The organism is Pseudomonas sp. BN411 (genome assembly GCF_029871235.1).
In the GTDB taxonomy this organism is placed as follows: Bacteria; Pseudomonadota; Gammaproteobacteria; order Pseudomonadales; family Pseudomonadaceae; genus Metapseudomonas.
In genome coordinates this window covers 1-13,597 of the sequence record NZ_SSOM01000050.1, presented here as the reverse complement: position 1 = coordinate 13,597, position 13,597 = coordinate 1, and the positions used below count along the sequence as shown (strand labels likewise).

9 protein-coding genes are annotated in these 13,597 nt (G+C 64.9%); 5 read left to right on the top strand and 4 right to left on the bottom strand.

Translation table 11 applies throughout. From position 1 onward, the window contains the following. Window positions 1-128: 128 nt before the first annotated feature. The 4 genes from E8F06_RS06785 to E8F06_RS06770 all read right to left on the bottom strand — a co-directional run bounded on the left by E8F06_RS06785 (window position 129) and on the right by E8F06_RS06770 (window position 6,357). Complete coding sequence (locus E8F06_RS06785) at window positions 129-1,442, bottom strand: FAD-binding oxidoreductase (RefSeq protein ID WP_280365491.1); 1,314 nt, start codon at window positions 1,440-1,442, stop codon at window positions 129-131. A gap of 109 nt (window positions 1,443-1,551) precedes the next feature. After that, window positions 1,552-2,916 carry a glutamine synthetase family protein gene (locus tag E8F06_RS06780; protein WP_280365489.1) on the bottom strand — a complete coding sequence of 455 codons (1,365 nt, stop codon included), beginning with the start codon at window positions 2,914-2,916 and terminating at the stop codon, window positions 1,552-1,554. Between the two features lie 528 nt (window positions 2,917-3,444). Then, the gene (locus E8F06_RS06775) at window positions 3,445-4,080 is read right to left on the bottom strand and encodes a response regulator transcription factor (protein WP_179060934.1); all 636 of its coding nucleotides are present in this window, start codon (window positions 4,078-4,080) and stop codon (window positions 3,445-3,447) included. A 24-nt stretch (window positions 4,081-4,104) separates the two neighbouring features. Next, a complete protein-coding gene (locus tag E8F06_RS06770; protein WP_280365487.1) occupies window positions 4,105-6,357 on the bottom strand; it encodes a PAS domain S-box protein in 2,253 nt (750 codons plus the stop codon). Window positions 6,358-6,558: 201 nt separating this feature from the next. Between E8F06_RS06770 and E8F06_RS06765 the strand changes: the two genes are divergently transcribed. From E8F06_RS06765 to E8F06_RS06745, 5 genes are all read left to right on the top strand, one after another. Beyond that, complete coding sequence (locus E8F06_RS06765; RefSeq protein ID WP_280365484.1) at window positions 6,559-8,181, top strand: acyl-CoA synthetase; 1,623 nt, start codon at window positions 6,559-6,561, stop codon at window positions 8,179-8,181. A gap of 142 nt (window positions 8,182-8,323) precedes the next feature. After that, complete coding sequence (locus tag E8F06_RS06760; protein ID WP_179060937.1) at window positions 8,324-8,653, top strand: DUF485 domain-containing protein; 330 nt, start codon at window positions 8,324-8,326, stop codon at window positions 8,651-8,653. Continuing rightward, entirely contained in the window at window positions 8,650-10,299 is a 1,650-nt protein-coding gene (locus tag E8F06_RS06755) for a cation acetate symporter (RefSeq protein ID WP_280365481.1), read from the top strand. The genes E8F06_RS06760 and E8F06_RS06755 overlap by 4 nt, the downstream gene beginning before the upstream one ends. A gap of 62 nt (window positions 10,300-10,361) precedes the next feature. Continuing rightward, complete coding sequence (locus E8F06_RS06750; protein ID WP_280365478.1) at window positions 10,362-12,134, top strand: acyl-CoA dehydrogenase C-terminal domain-containing protein; 1,773 nt, start codon at window positions 10,362-10,364, stop codon at window positions 12,132-12,134. An 86-nt stretch (window positions 12,135-12,220) separates the two neighbouring features. Beyond that, window positions 12,221-13,483 (top strand): OprD family porin, encoded by a 1,263-nt coding sequence (locus E8F06_RS06745; RefSeq protein ID WP_280365475.1) that lies wholly within the window; start codon window positions 12,221-12,223, stop codon window positions 13,481-13,483. Window positions 13,484-13,597 lie beyond the last annotated feature (114 nt).

Genomic DNA, 13,597 nt, shown 5'->3' with positions numbered 1-13,597 from the left:
GCGCATTTGCTTCGATAAATTCCTGTAGGAGCCAGCTCCTACGGGCAATGCAGCTACTTGCAACATTTAGTGCAGCCAGAAAAAAAGAAGCCGGCACAAGGCCGGCTCAAAGACGCACAACATATCGATCAGCGCAGCTTTTCCATCATCTGGTAGTACCACATGCCCATCGCCAGCATGTGGTTGCCCAGGCGCTCGCTCAGCGGTACGCGGATGTGCTGGCACTGGGCGAAGGTGTCGAATTTCTCCAGGCTGCCGCTCATGGCGTTGGCCATGACCTCGCCCATGATGTGGGTGGTGGCCACGCCGTGGCCGGAGTAGCCCTGGCAGTACCAGACGTTCTTCGACAGCTTGCCCAGTTGCGGGATGCGGTTGATGACGATCCCCATGGCGCAACTCCACTTGAAGTCGATCTCGACGCCCTTGAGCTTCGGGAAGGTGCGCTCGATGCACGGACGCAGCTCCGCCTCGATGTCGCGGGAATCACGTCCGGAGTAGTTGGCGCCACCGCCGAACAGCAGGCGACCGTCGGCGGTCATGCGGTAGTAGTCGAGCACGAAGCGGCAGTCGTAGACGGCCAGGTCCTGGGGGTTGATCTGCTTGGCCAGGTCGCCCAGGGGCTTGGTGGTGACGATGCCGCCCATGGCCGGGAAGATCATGCCCTTGAGCTTCTTGCGCTCCAGCTTGTGGTAAACGTCGCCGGCCAGCAGGATCTGCTGGGCATTGATGCGGCCGCGGCTGGTGACCACCGCCGGGCGATCGCCGTGGATGATGTCCTGCACCTCCGAATGTTCGAAGATCAGCGCCCCCAGGCTGGCGGCGGCCTTGGCTTCGCCGATGCACAGGTTGAGCGGATGCAGGTGCATGTTGCGGGTGTTCTTGATGGCGCCGACGTAGAGGTCGGAATCCAGGTGTTCGCGCACGCCGGCGGCGTCCAGCAGGGTCACGTCGTCGGCCATGCCACGACGCACCGCTTCCTCGTAGGAAGCCTTCAGCTCGTCCATGTGCGAGGTCTTCATCGCCGCATGCAGGTGGCCATGCTTGAGGTCGCACTGGATGCCGTACTTCGCCACCCGGCTCTTGATGATCTCGTGGCCGCGCCAGCGCAGGTACCAGATGAAGTCATCCACGCCCTCGCCCAGGAAGCGGCTCATCTGCTTGCGCATGGCGGCGTCGCCCGACAGGCTGCCGGTCACCTGGCCGCCGTTGCGGCCGGTGGCGCCCCAGCCAATCTTGTGGGTCTCCACCAGGGCCACTTTGTAGCCGCGCTCCGCCATCTCCACCGCCGTCGCCACGCCGGTGAAGCCGCCACCAATGATGGCGACGTCGACATTCACCTCGCCTTCGAGGGTGGGATAGGCGGTTTCCTCATTGAGGGTCGCAGAGTAGTAGGAAGGCGCGCGTTCAGCAGCGGGCAGTGGGTGTTTGAATGCAGCGGTCATGGTGGGGTCCTTCGAAAATTCACGAGGCCGTCAGGGCAGACGTTGGGTCTACTTGGCGAATGAATTCGCCCCTACAGGAGCAGCCTCGATTCAACATTGAGATTCGGGTTCAAGCCTGGTTCAGGTACCAGCGCCAGTCCTGCTCGCCGACCTCGGACATGAACTGGCGGTACTCGGCGCGTTTCACCGCCTGGTAGACGCCCAGGAAGGCAGTGCCGAAGGCGTCGCGGGCCCAGCTGGATTGCTCCAGGGCGCACAGCGAAGTCAGCCAGTCGGTCGGCAGCAACTCCGTCGCCTGGGCGTAGCCGTTGCCTTCGATCGGATTACCCGGATCGATGTCCTCGCGGATACCACGATGGATGCCGGCCAGGATGGCCGCCGCCGCCAGGTAAGGGTTCGCGTCGGCGCCGCAGATGCGGTGCTCGATGTGCCGGCTGTTGGCCGGGCCACCCGGAACGCGAAGGCTCACGGTGCGGTTATCCACACCCCAGGTCGGTGCCAGCGGTGCATAGCTGTTGGCCTGGAAACGGCGATAGGAGTTGGCGTTCGGGCAGAACAGCAGCAGCGAATCCAGCAGGCTCTTGAGCATGCCCCCCACGGACTGACGCAGCAGCGGCGTGCCGGCCGGGTCTTCGCTGGCGTAGAGGTTGCGGCCTTCGGCGTCAGCCAGGCTCACATGCATGTGCATGCCGGTGCCGGCGATCTCGGCGAAGGGTTTGGCCATGAAGCAGGCCTGCATGCCGTGGGCGTGGGCGACGCCCTTCACCAGGCGTTTGTAACGCACGGCCTGGTCCATGGCTTCCAGCGCATCGCCATGTTCCAGGGTGATTTCCACCTGGCCTGGCGCGTATTCGGAAATGGCCGTGCGCGCCGGAATGCCCTGGGCCTTGCAGGCAGCATAGAGATCGGCGAGGAACGGCTCGATCTGCTCCAGTTCGCGCAGGCCGTATACCTGGGTACCGCGCGGGCGATGGCCGTCAGCGTCCAGCGCCGGTTGCGGGCGGCCTTCAGCATCGCGCTTCTGGTCCAGCAGGTAGAACTCCAGCTCGCAGGCCATTACCGGGTAGAAACCATCGGCCTTGAGACGATCGATCACTTCCACCAGCACATGGCGCGGGTCGGCGATGGCGGCAGGCATCCCCTCTTGCGGGTGCATGCTGACCTGCACGGCGGCGGTGGGCATCTTGCGCCAGGGCATGCGTACCAGGCTGCCTGCCAGCGGATAGGCGCGGCAGTCGATATCGCCCACATCCCACACCAGGCCGGAGTTTTCCACATCCTCGCCGTGCATGGTCAGGCCGAGGATGGTGCTGGGTAACGGACGGCCGCTTTCGTATACGGCCAGGAGCTCATCGCGATGCAACAGCTTGCCGCGAGGCACGCCATTGGCGTCGAGGATGAAGAGTTCGAATGCGTCGATATCCGGATTCTGTTCGAGGAAATCCCGGGCTTCCTGCACGCTGGCAAATGTCATGTCGCTCTCTTTAGTGCCCGTGGGCACGCAATCTGACCCTCGCCGCTTCGGGCAAGGGTCGAACTTCTCTTTCTGGGGTGAGGTGGCCGCTGCGGTGGCGGCCCTATCAGACGAGAGCGCTATCCGGCGGACGAGCGTGACGGCAATGCCAGAGCGCCCAGAAGGCGAGTTCGAGCGGCAGGGAAATCAGAAGGTGGCTGGCCCACTTGCGGGAGAACTGGACCGTGGGTGCGACTCCGGGAGCACGGCGCGCAGCGCGAACCAGCCCGAGGGGCAAGGCGGCCAGCAGCGATTGGTGCGGAGTGGGACAACCCATGAGGGAAAGCCGTGTTATTGGAATGCGCTGGAGGCTCGCACGGCGAGATGGGTCAATAAAATTCAGGTTTTCCTATCTTTAGTTAAGCAACGGATAAACATTAAACCTGGCCGCGGGAGTGAGGTCATCCGTGATTGAAATCACTCCTACCGCTCAGGCTGTGACCTCCAGTGCGCAGGGCACCCGCTACCTGGCCCGGCAAACAACCAGGCCTAACGCAGTTTCAGAGGGTCAACCAGGCCCGCTGCGATGGCCATGCCCACCAGGTCAGGCAGGCGTTCGGCCTGCATGCGCTTCATCACGCGGGCACGATAGAGGTCGATGGTCTTCACGCTGATATCCAACTGCTCGGCAATCTCGCGGTTGGTGTAGCCCTGTACCAGCGGAAGCAGCACATCGCGCTCACGCGGAGTCAGGCTGTCGAGACACTCCTGCAACTGGCCCTGGCCGCCCGAAGCCGTGCGCTGGTGGTCGACGCGGGACAATGCCTGCTGCACGCTATCCAGCAGGAGCTGCTCGTTGTAGGGCTTCTCGATGAAATCATGGGCGCCCGCCTTGAAGGCGCGTACCACGATCGGCACATCGGCGTGGCCACTGACGAAGATCACCGGCAGGTCCAGGCCGCGGCTGCGCATTTCCTCCTGAACATTGAGGCCACCCATTCCGGGCATGCGTACGTCGAGCAATACACAGGCGTCGAGGCTGGCGTCGCAGGCGTCGAGGAAGGCACGGCCGCTGGTGAAGGGCAGCGCCTTGAGGCCTACCGACTCCAGGAGCCAGACCGTGGAATCGAGCATGCCCTGGTCGTCGTCCACCACATAGACCACCTGTTCGCCACTGTTGGACATCAAATCGCTCCTGTTGCCTTCTTGTTATTGCAGCGGCAGGCGGCAACGCATGAGCAGCCCGCCCTCCCCGTTCGGCATCCCGTCCAGTGCGCCGCCGAATCCTTCGATAATGCTGCGGCTCATCGACAGCCCCAGGCCCAGGCCATCCGGCTTGCTGGTGTAGAAGGGGGTGAAGATGCGCCCCAGTTCCTCTTCGCCGAGCCCTGGCCCCTGATCGCAAACCTCGATGAGCAGCTGGCCGTCCTGCGCCGAGGCCGCCAATCGGATCATCGATTCCCGGCCCGGATGAGCCTCGCGGTTGGCGTCGATGGCGTTGCGCAGCAGGTTGAGCAGCACCTGTTCGAGCAACACCCGATCGGCGTAAACCGGCGGCAGATTGTCCGGTAATTGCTCGGCGATCGCCACCTGGCAGGCGCTGGCCTCCCAGGCGCACAGCCGTACCGCTTCGCGGACCACTTCGGCCACGTCCAGCGCCTGCATCTTGCGCTGCCCCTTGCGCAGGAAGGCCCGCAGCCGCTTGATCACTTCCGAGGCATGGTTGGCGTGTTCGGTAATGCGCTCCAGCCCCTGAGCCACTCGCTCCGCCGCCTTGGGGTTGCTGCCCAGGGATTGCAGGTAGCGCTGGCTGGCACTGGCGTAGTTGACCACCGCGGCGAGAGGCTGGTTGATCTCGTGGGCGATGCCGGAGGCCAGCTCTCCCAGGGTCACCAGCCGCGCGGTATGCGCCAGCTCATCCTGGTGGCGACGCTGTTGGGCCTCGCGCAACTCGCGCTCGGTCATGTCGTGGGCCACCAGCGAGTAGTAGCGTTCGCCTCCCGCCGTACTGTGGGCCAGCAGCACCATGGACACCGGCACCGATGCGCCGCCGTCCGGTGGCAGCAGCCGCGAATCGATGCTCCACACCCCCTTGCGCTCGGCGGTGCGCCAGCCCTCACGCTGCAGGCGCGCAAGATCGTCCGCCAGCATCACCTCGGCCAGCGCCGGCATCGGCTGTCGGGCCTCCAGGCCCAGAGCCCGGCGGGCGGCCGGGTTGAGGTAGGTGATGTGCCCAGCGGGGTCGACGAACAGCACAGGGTCAGTATTGGCCTCCACCACCTCGGCCAGACGTCGCCGGTTTTCCTCGGCCTGCACCCGCGCGGTGATGTCGCGGGACACGCTGACCACCTCCACCACCGCCCCGGTGTAGGTCTCGCGGATAGCGCGGCTGGCCGTCTCGAACCAGAGGTAATGCCCTGCACGATGGCGGATGCGGTAAGTCATGGTGTGGTAACCGTCTTGCTCCAGCGCATCCCGGGCGCGCTGCACCAGTTGGGCCAGCTCCTGGGGATGAAAGAGGCACTGGGCGAGCTGTCCGCGCAGCTCTTCCGGCCAGTAGCCGAGCAGGGTCCAGGAGGCCGGTGAGGCGTCGAGGAAGCGGCCTTCGGGGGTATGCCGGGAAATCAGGTCGGTGGTGTTCTCAGTGATCAATCGGTAGAGGCGACGCGCCCGTGCCGCCTCGCGCTCGGCGAGGATCTGCGTGGTCGCTTCGCGGCAGCGCGCCAACACCCGCTGCTCCCGCGGATCGGGAATATAGGTCCAGACCAGCATGCGTTCGCCGCACTGGGCCTCCACCCCTTCGATGGCGCGCTCCTGGACCAGGCAGGCACGCACCAGGGAGGCATGGTTCACCGGCAAAAAGCGCAGCACCTCGGCCATGGGCATTTCCCCGAGCATCGCCAGCAGCGCGGCGTTCAGTTCCAGTGGGGCGGCCCCGGCATCCACCAGCAGGCTCGGTTGCGGGTCATGGCCAAGCAACGGCGAAGCGCGCAACAGGCCGTTGACGCTGCCGAGCAGAGTGGTGAGTAACTCGTGCACGCAGCCCAGCCAATCCAGCGCCACGCCTTCGTGCACTTCCACCAGCAGCAGCCCCCGCTGGCCGATCTCCAGCGTCAGGTCGAACGCTTGGCCATGGCTGATCGCGGCCCGGCGCAGGCGCCCAGCCAGCCAGCAATCGAGCTGGCGGAGTTGATGCAGCGACAGCCGCCCATCCTCTGCCAAACGCTCGACCAGACGTTCATCGCTGGCCTGCAGCGGATCACCTTGCCCCGGTGGTAGCTGCTGGCAACTGCCCTCATGGCTGTAAATGCGCGCACCGGATTGCCAGCTCAGATAGAAGGCCTGCCGCACCTCAGCGCAACCGCGCAGCGCCCTGCATAGGGCATCGGCGCGGGCCGCCAGGGGCACGCCCTCGTGTTGCAGGCGCAGCCAAGTGTGAAGTCGAACCGGGGTCTGGGTCATGGCGAGTCCAGCGGTTGAGGGGTGGGCAAGGATATACCGGCCTGCAGAAGGAACAGAAACAATATAGTATTTCTACTATATGACTATAGAAGTACTTCCATACAATTCTGAAATTGGTATATAAATCACCCCAGAGAGCTACCGGCGTCTTCCAGATGTTCCGGTGCAGAAGAGCTAATAATCAGCCGCCGGGTATCCAGCATGTCGATCTACGATCAGGGCCTCGCCCCTGCTGCCGTCAACCACATCGCCCTCTCCCCCCTCAGCTTCATCGAGCGTACTGCCGCCGTTTACCCCCATTACCCGGCCGTGATCCACGGCTCCATCCGCCGCAACTGGGCGCAGACCTTTGCGCGCTGCCGGCGTCTGGCGTCGGCCCTGGCCGGCCGTGGCATTGGCAAGGGTGACACGGTGGCGGTGATGCTGCCCAACATCCCGCAGATGCTCGAGGCGCACTTTGGCGTGCCGATGATCGGCGCGGTGCTCAACACCCTGAACGTGCGCCTGGACGCCGAAGCCATTGCCTTCATGCTGCAGCACGGCGAAGCCAAGGTGCTGATCACCGACCGCGAGTTCCATGAGGTGATCCACGCCGCCATCGGCATGCTCGACCACCCACCGCTGGTAATAGACGTCGAGGACCCGGAATACGGCGAGGGCGTGGCCGTGAGTGAGCTGGACTACGAAGCGCTACTGGCAGAAGGCGACCCGGACTACGCCTGGCAATGGCCCGAGGATGAATGGCAGGCCATCTCCCTGAACTACACCTCTGGCACCACCGGAAATCCCAAGGGCGTGGTCTACCACCACCGTGGCGCCTACCTGAACGCCCTTGGCAACCAGATGACCTGGAACATGGGCAACCATCCGGTCTACCTCTGGACGCTGCCGATGTTCCACTGCAACGGCTGGTGCTACCCCTGGACCGTAACCGCGCTGGCAGGCGTGCACGTCTTCCTGCGCCGGGTCGACCCGCAGAAAATCCTCAACCTGATTCGCGAACACCAGGTCAGCCACCTGTGCGGTGCGCCCATCGTGCTCAACGCCCTGGTCAACATGCCCGAATCGGCCAAGGCCGCCATCGACCATCCGGTGAACGCCATGGTGGCCGGCGCCGCGCCGCCGGCCAAGGTGATTGGTGCCGTAGAGGAAATGGGCATCCGCGTGACCCATGTCTACGGCCTCACCGAGGTTTACGGGCCGGTGACCGTCTGTGCCTGGCACGAGGAATGGGACGAGCTGCCGCTGGAAGAGCGCGCCCGCATCAAGTCCCGCCAGGGCGTGCGCTACCCCACCCTGGAAGGCGTGATGGTGGCTGATCCGAAAACCCTCGAACCCGCCCCCATGGACGGCCAGACCATCGGCGAGATCTTCATGCGCGGCAACACCGTCATGAAGGGCTACCTGAAGAACCCCAGTGCGACCAGCGAAGCCTTCGAGGGCGGCTGGTTCCACACCGGCGACCTGGCGGTCTGGCACCCGGATGGCTACGTGGAAATCCGCGACCGGTTGAAGGACATCATCATTTCCGGTGGCGAGAACATCTCCACCATCGAACTGGAAGGCGTGCTCTACCGCCACCCAGCGGTACTGGAAGCGGCCGTGGTGGCGCGCCCGGACGAAAAATGGGGTGAAACTCCCTGCGCCTTCATCACCCTCAAGGCCGACCAGCAGGAAACGCGTGAGGCCGACATCATCACTTTCTGCCGCGAACACCTGGCCGGTTTCAAGGTACCGAGGACGGTGATCTTCACCCAGTTGCCGAAGACCTCCACCGGCAAGATCCAGAAGTACGTCTTGCGGGATATGGCGAAGAACCTCTAACCCGCCTCCGGCAGCGGCCGGACACAGCAGCGCTTCAAGAACAGGGTGGCAGCCAGCGGTTGCCACCAAGGGCCGTCGCATGCCCGATAAAGCTGCGGCGGCCGGCAACAGGCATCGACAACAACAACAAGCGGAGCCCGTCATGAGTACCCACAACACACCTCACGTCCAAAGCTGCGACCGCATCCGGTCAAACCCCAAGTTCCAACGTCTGGCACGCCAACGCGCGGTGCTCGCCTGGTCGCTCAGCGCCGTGGTGCTGGGCGTCTACTACCTGTTCATCATGCTGGTGGCCTTCGTCCCCGGCTGGTTGCACATGCCACTCTACGAGGGCAGCCATCTCAGTCGAGGCATCCCGCTGGGCGCCGCCATCATCGTCCTTTCCTGGCTGCTGACCGCCTGGTACGTGCGCAGCGCAAACACCCGTTTCGACAGCCTCAGCACAGAAATCCTCGCGGAGGCCCAGGCATGAAAGCGCTCCTCGCCCTCTTCGCCCTGGCACCTCTGAGCGCCTTCGCAGACACCATCACCGCGCAGAAGCAACCGCTCAACCTGCATGCCATCGGCATGTTCTTCGTCTTCGTCCTCGCCACCCTGGCGATTACCTGGTGGGCCGCACGCCGCACCCGCTCCACCGCCGACTTCTACACCGCTGGCGGCGGTATCTCGGGCTTCCAGAATGGTCTTGCCATTGCCGGTGACTACATGTCCGCGGCCACCTTGCTGGGCCTGACCAGCCTGGTATTCACCAAGGGCTACGACGGCTTCGTCTACATCATCGGGTTCTTCGTCGGCTGGCCGGTGATCACCTTCCTGATGGCCGAGCGCCTGCGCAACCTGGGCAAGTACACCTTCGCCGACATCGTCTCCTACCGCCTCGACCAGACCCGCGTACGCAGCTTTGCCGCCCTCGGCTCGCTGACGGTGGTCTGCTGCTACCTGATCGTGCAGATGGTCGGCGCCGGTCAGCTGATCAAGCTGCTGTTCGGCCTGGACTATCAGATGGCGGTGGTGGTGGTCGGTGTGCTGATGCTGGTCTACGTGATCTTCGGCGGCATGATCGCCACCACCTGGGTACAGATCGTCAAGGCCGTCCTGCTGCTGGCCGGTGGCACCACCCTGATGCTGATGGCCATGAGCGAGTTCGGCTTCAGCTTCGAGGAACTGGCCGGCCGCGCGGTGGAAACCCATGCCATCGGCAACGGCATCATGGGCCCCGGCTCGATGCTGGCCGATCCGATCAATGCCGTCTCGCTGTCCCTCGGCCTGGTGTTTGGCATTGCCGGCCTGCCGCACATCCTCATGCGCTTCTTCACTGTGCCCAACGCCAAGGAAGCCCGCCGCTCGGTGCTGTTCGCCACCGGCTTCATCGGCTTCTTCTTCCTGGTGGTCTGCGTGCTTGGCTACACCGCCATCGTCATCGTCGGCACCGACCCGCAGTACTTCGTCGACGGCAAGCTGGGCGGCGCCCTGGTGGGCGGCGGCAATATGGTCGCCATGCACCTGGCCCAGGCCGTGGGTGGCAACCTGTTCCTCGGTTTCCTCTCCGCCGTGGCCTTCGCCACCATCCTCGCCGTGGTCGCCGGGCTGGCCCTGGCCGGGGCCTCGGCCATCTCCCACGACCTTTACGCCACCGTGCTGAAGAAAGGCCGTGCCAGCGAGAAGGATGAAATGCGCGTGAGCCGCATCGCCACTGTCTGCCTGGGCCTGGTGGCCATCGGCCTGGGTCTGTTGTTCGAGCAGATGAACATCGCCTTCCTCGTCGGCCTGACCTTCGGCGTCGCCGCTTCGGCCAACTTCCCTGTGCTGATCATGGCCATGTACTGGAAGGGCCTGACCACCCGTGGCGCCCTCTGCGGCGGCCTCGTCGGCCTGGTGTCGGCCCTGGTGCTGGTGATCCTCTCGCCAGCGGTGTGGGTGACGGTGCTCGGCCATGCCAAGGCGATCTTCCCCTATGACCACCCGGCGCTGTTCTCCATGCCGTTGGCCTTCGCGGTGATCGTGCTGGTTTCCAGCCTGGACCGCAGCGCCCGCGCAAGCCGCGAGCGGGCCGCCTACGCCGACCAGTTCGTCCGCGCCCAGACCGGCCTGGGAGCCGCGGCCGCCAGCAACCATTGATCCATCCGGCACGGCCTGCGGGCCGTGCCTTCCCGCAATCGCTGTAACAGAGGTTCCTCGCCATGCCCGAATACAACGCCCCGCTGCGCGACCTGCGCTTCGTCCTGCATGAGGTCTTCGACGCCCCGTCCCTCTGGGCGCGCCTGCCTGCGTTGGCCGAACGGGTCGATGCCGATACCGCCGACGCAATCCTGGAAGAGGCGGCCAAGGTCACCGGGCAGCTCATCGCCCCGCTCAACCGCAGCGGCGACGAAGAAGGCGCGCAGTGGCACGCGGGTGTGGTCAGCACCCCGGCGGGCTTCAAAGAGGCCTACGGCACCTACATCGAGGGTGGCTGGGTAGGGCTTTCCGGCAATCCGGACTTCGGCGGCCTGGGCATGCCGAAGATGCTCGCCGTGCAGTTCGAGGAAATGCTCTACGCCGCGAACTCCAGCTTCGCCCTGTATTCCGCGCTGTCCTCCGGCGCTTGCCTGGCGATCGATGCCCACGCCAGTGCCGACCTGAAACAGACCTACCTGCCCCCGATGTACGAAGGACGCTGGGCCGGCTCCATGTGCCTCACCGAACCACAGGCTGGTACCGACCTCGGCATCATCCGCACCAAGGCCGAACCCCAGGCCGACGGCAGCTACCGCATCACCGGTACCAAGATCTTCATCACCGGAGGCGAGCAGGACCTGACCGAGAACATCATCCACCTGGTACTGGCCAAGCTGCCGGACGCGCCGGCTGGTCCGAAAGGCATCTCCCTGTTCCTGGTGCCCAAGGTCATGGTCAGTGCGGACGGATCCCTCGGCGAGCAGAACGCCGTGTCCTGTGGCTCCATCGAACACAAGATGGGCATCAAGGCCTCGGCCACCTGCGTCATGAACTTCGACGGCGCCAGCGGCTGGCTGATCGGCGAAGCCAACAAGGGCCTGGCGGCGATGTTCACCATGATGAACTACGAACGTCTGTCCATCGGCATCCAGGGCATTGGCTGCGCCGACGCCTCCTACCAGGCCGCCGTTGCCTACGCCCGTGAGCGCATCCAGAGCCGCGCACCCGCCGGCCCGGTGGCGCAGGACAAGGTGGCCGACCCGATCATCCATCACCCCGACGTGCGCCGCATGCTGCTCAGCATGAAGGCCATGACCGAGGGCGGCCGCGCCTTCGCCTGCTATGTCGGCCAGCAACTGGACCTGGCCAAGTACGCCGATGACAGCGACGAACGTAAGCGCGCCGAGACGCTGGTGGCCCTGCTCACTCCGGTGGCCAAGGCCTTCTTCACCGACACCGGCCTGGACAGCTGCGTGCTCGGCCAGCAGGTGTTCGGTGGTCACGGCTACATCCGCGAATGGGGCCAAGAACAACTGGTACGCGATGTACGCATCGCGCAGATCTACGAAGGCACCAATGGCATCCAGGCCCTCGACCTGCTGGGCCGCAAGGTAGTGGCCAATGGCGGCGCCGCGCTCAAGCTGTTCTGCGCCGAGGTGCGCGCCTTCGCCAGCCAACCTGCCGCGCCCTACTCCGCCGAGCTGCTGGAAGCCCTCGGGCGCCTGGAGGGCACCAGCGAATGGCTGCTGGCCCAGGCCAGCCGCAGCCCCAACGAAGTGGGCGCTGCCTCGGTGGAATACCTGCAGCTCTTCGGCCATGTGGCCTACGCCTGGCTGTGGGCGCGCATGGCTGCCGTATCCGAGGCGCGTCAAGCCGAGGACGAGGCCTTTTACGGTGCCAAGCGGGCCACCGCCGAGTTCTTCTTCCGCCGCCTGCTACCGCGCACCCTCGCCCTGGAGGCCAGCATCCGCACTGGCGCCGAGCCGCTCTTCGGCCTTTCCAGCGAACAGTTCTGACGTTTGAGCGTGGCGCGGCCTGGGCTCCTTTGGGCCGCGCTTTTTTATTCCGCTGTACCTGAAAAACAACAACAAGAGGAATCACGATGACCCGTAACCCCCTCACCACCGTCCTACTGCTGTCCGGCGGCGCCCTCGGTCTATCCGGCACCGCCACAGCGGACTTCATTAAGGATTCGAAGGCCAGCCTGGAGCTGCGCAACTTCTACTTCAACCGCGACTTCCGCCAGCACGCCGCCCCGCAGGCCAAGGCCGAGGAATGGGCGCAAGGCTTCCTCCTGCGCTACGAGTCGGGTTTCACCGAAGGCAGCATCGGCGTCGGCCTGGACGCCATCGGCCTGCTCGGCGTGAAGCTGGACTCCAGCCCCGACCGCGCCGGCTCCGGCCTGCTCAAGCGAGATCGCGAAGCGCCCAAACGCGCCCAGGACGAGTACGGTGAGCTGGGCCTGACCGCCAAGCTGCGGGCCTCGAAAAGCACCCTCAAGCTGGGCACCCTGATGCCCAAGCTGCCGGTGCTGCTGGCCAACGACTCGCGCCTGCTGCCGCAGACCTTCGAAGGCGGCCAGCTCAACTCGCTGGAGATCGACGGCCTGACCGTCGACGCCGGACGCCTCACCCAGGTGAACCAGCGCGATTCCTCCGATTACGAAGACATGAGCATCACCACGGTGGGCGTGAAGAACATCCGCGCGCGCCAGACCACCAGCGACGCCTTCGACTTCGCCAACCTCAGCTACAAGTGGAACGACGCCCTGACTACCGGCTATGGCTTCAGCCGCCTGGACGACTTCTACCGCCAGCACTACCTGAGCCTGAACCACCTGCTGGCGCTCGGCGACGGCCAGAGCCTGAAGAGCGACCTGCGCTTCGCCCGCTCCACCGACGAGGGCGGCAGCAATGTCGACAACAAGGCCTTCGGCGCCATGTTCACCTACGGCTTCGGCGGCCATGCCGTCGGCCTGGGCTACCAGCGCATGAGCGGCGACACCGGCTTCGCCTACGTCAACGGCAGCGACGCCTACCTGGTGAACTTCGTGCAGATCAGCGACTTCGCCAACCGCGAAGAACGCTCCTGGCAAGCCCGCTACGACTACAACTTCGCCGCTGTGGGGATTCCGGGGTTGACCTTCATGACCCGCTACCTCAGCGGCGACGACGTGGAACTGGGCGCCGGCCGCGAGGACGGCAAGGAGTGGGAACGCGACACCGACATCGCCTATGTGGTGCAGAGCGGCCCCCTGAAGAACCTCGGCCTCAAATGGCGCAACGCGACCGTGCGCACCACCAACTTCGGCAACGACCTCGACGAGAACCGCCTGATCCTCAGCTACACCCTGCCGCTCTGGTAAGGGTTCACCGCGGCAGGACGGCGTCCTGCCTGGCGAATGAATTCGCCCCTACAGGATGTCCGGCTCTACAGAGCGGGCTCCTGTAGGTTGGCGCAGCGCGCAGCGAAGCCCAAC

Coding starts and splice junctions, on each gene's coding strand:
- E8F06_RS06765 (WP_280365484.1), top strand. CDS start 6,559: ATGTCGATCTACGATCAGGGCCTCGCCCCTGCTGCCGTCAACCACATC.
- E8F06_RS06760 (WP_179060937.1), top strand. CDS start 8,324: ATGAGTACCCACAACACACCTCACGTCCAAAGCTGCGACCGCATCCGG.
- E8F06_RS06770 (WP_280365487.1), bottom strand. CDS start 6,357: ATGACCCAGACCCCGGTTCGACTTCACACTTGGCTGCGCCTGCAACAC.
- E8F06_RS06750 (WP_280365478.1), top strand. CDS start 10,362: ATGCCCGAATACAACGCCCCGCTGCGCGACCTGCGCTTCGTCCTGCAT.
- E8F06_RS06775 (WP_179060934.1), bottom strand. CDS start 4,080: ATGTCCAACAGTGGCGAACAGGTGGTCTATGTGGTGGACGACGACCAG.
- E8F06_RS06785 (WP_280365491.1), bottom strand. CDS start 1,442: ATGACCGCTGCATTCAAACACCCACTGCCCGCTGCTGAACGCGCGCCT.
- E8F06_RS06745 (WP_280365475.1), top strand. CDS start 12,221: ATGACCCGTAACCCCCTCACCACCGTCCTACTGCTGTCCGGCGGCGCC.
- E8F06_RS06755 (WP_280365481.1), top strand. CDS start 8,650: ATGAAAGCGCTCCTCGCCCTCTTCGCCCTGGCACCTCTGAGCGCCTTC.
- E8F06_RS06780 (WP_280365489.1), bottom strand. CDS start 2,916: ATGACATTTGCCAGCGTGCAGGAAGCCCGGGATTTCCTCGAACAGAAT.